The organism is Streptomyces sp. NPDC088812 (genome assembly GCF_044750285.1).
In the GTDB taxonomy this organism is placed as follows: Bacteria; Actinomycetota; Actinomycetes; order Streptomycetales; family Streptomycetaceae; genus Streptomyces.
Genome location: NZ_JBIVJP010000078.1, coordinates 1 through 1,370, shown reverse-complemented (window position 1 = coordinate 1,370; position 1,370 = coordinate 1). Strand labels below are relative to the sequence as shown.

The window sequence follows — 1,370 nt, the reverse complement described above, 5'->3', positions numbered from 1 at the left end:
CCCGCCCCTAGGGCCTCCGGGTGCCCGGGACTCCGCGGCTCACCAGCCGCGCTCGGCCAGGCGGTGCGGGGCGGGCAGGTCGCCCACATTGATGCCCACCATGGCCTCGCCCAGGCCGCGGGAGGCCTCGGCGACCGCCATCGGGTCGTCGAACTGGGCGGTGGCCTTGACGATGGCGCGGGCGCGCTCGGCCGGGTTGCCGGACTTGAAGATGCCGGAGCCCACGAACACGCCGTCGGCGCCCATCTGCATCATCAGGGCCGCGTCGGCCGGGGTGGCCACGCCGCCGGCGGTGAACATCACGACGGGCAGGGCGCCGGTCTCGGCGACCTCGCGCACCAGTTCGTACGGCGCCTGCAGCTCCTTCGCGGCCACGTACAGCTCATCCTGGGCCAGGCCCTGGAGCTGGGCGATCTCCTTGCGGATGGTGCGGATGTGCTTCACGGCCTCGGAGACGTCGCCGGTGCCGGCCTCGCCCTTGGACCGGATCATGGCCGCGCCCTCGGTGATGCGGCGCAGGGCCTCGCCGAGGTTGGTGGCGCCGCACACGAAGGGCACGTCGAAGTCCCACTTGTCGATGTGGTTCACGTAGTCCGCCGGGGAGAGCACCTCGGACTCGTCGATGAAGTCCACCTTGAGCGCCTGCAGCACCTGGGCCTCCACGAAGTGGCCGATGCGCGCCTTGGCCATCACGGGGATGGACACGGCCTCGACGATGCCGTCGATCAGGTCGGGGTCGGACATGCGGGCCACACCGCCCTGGGCGCGGATGTCGGCCGGGACCCGCTCGAGCGCCATGACGGCCACGGCGCCGGCGTCCTCGGCGATGCGCGCCTGCTCCGCGTTGACGACGTCCATGATCACGCCGCCCTTCATCATGTCCGCCAGGCCGCGCTTGACGCGGGTCGTGCCGGTGCCGCGGGCGCCGTCGTCGGCGGCGGAGGCGGTGGAGGCGGAGAAGCTGCGGGCGCGCTCGTCGCTCATGGTGGTCCTTCCGAAGGGGTGGCAGCCCCGGCCGCGGGGCGGCTGGCCGGGGCGAAGACGCGGCCAACTCTAGTCCCCCGGCGGCGGACCCCGGCCCGCGTCACGGACGACGACGTCACCCGGCCCCGTGCCGGCGCAGCGTACGGCGTCGGCGCCAGACGACGAACGCGACCACGGCCGCGAGGATCAGCACGAGGGCGAGGACGCCCCGGCCCTCTCCGAGCGCCGCGCCGATGACGGCCCACACCACGGCCATCCCGACGGTCCCGTACACCACGCCCCACAGGAACGTGCCGAGCGCGGCCGCCGGCAGGAACCGGCGCCAGGGCATGCGGGCGACGCCGGCGGAGCCGATCACCGCCGTCTGGATGCCCACCGTGAGGTAG

1 protein-coding gene and 1 pseudogene are annotated in these 1,370 nt (G+C 73.9%); both read right to left on the bottom strand.

The window, feature by feature from the left end; translation table 11 throughout:
• Positions 1-39: 39 nt before the first annotated feature.
• Complete coding sequence (gene pdxS / locus ACIP67_RS43315; protein WP_036313496.1) at positions 40-984, bottom strand: pyridoxal 5'-phosphate synthase lyase subunit PdxS; 945 nt, start codon at positions 982-984, stop codon at positions 40-42.
• A gap of 115 nt (positions 985-1,099) precedes the next feature.
• A pseudogene (locus ACIP67_RS43310) lies at positions 1,100-1,370 on the bottom strand (hypothetical protein); the annotation flags it as partial.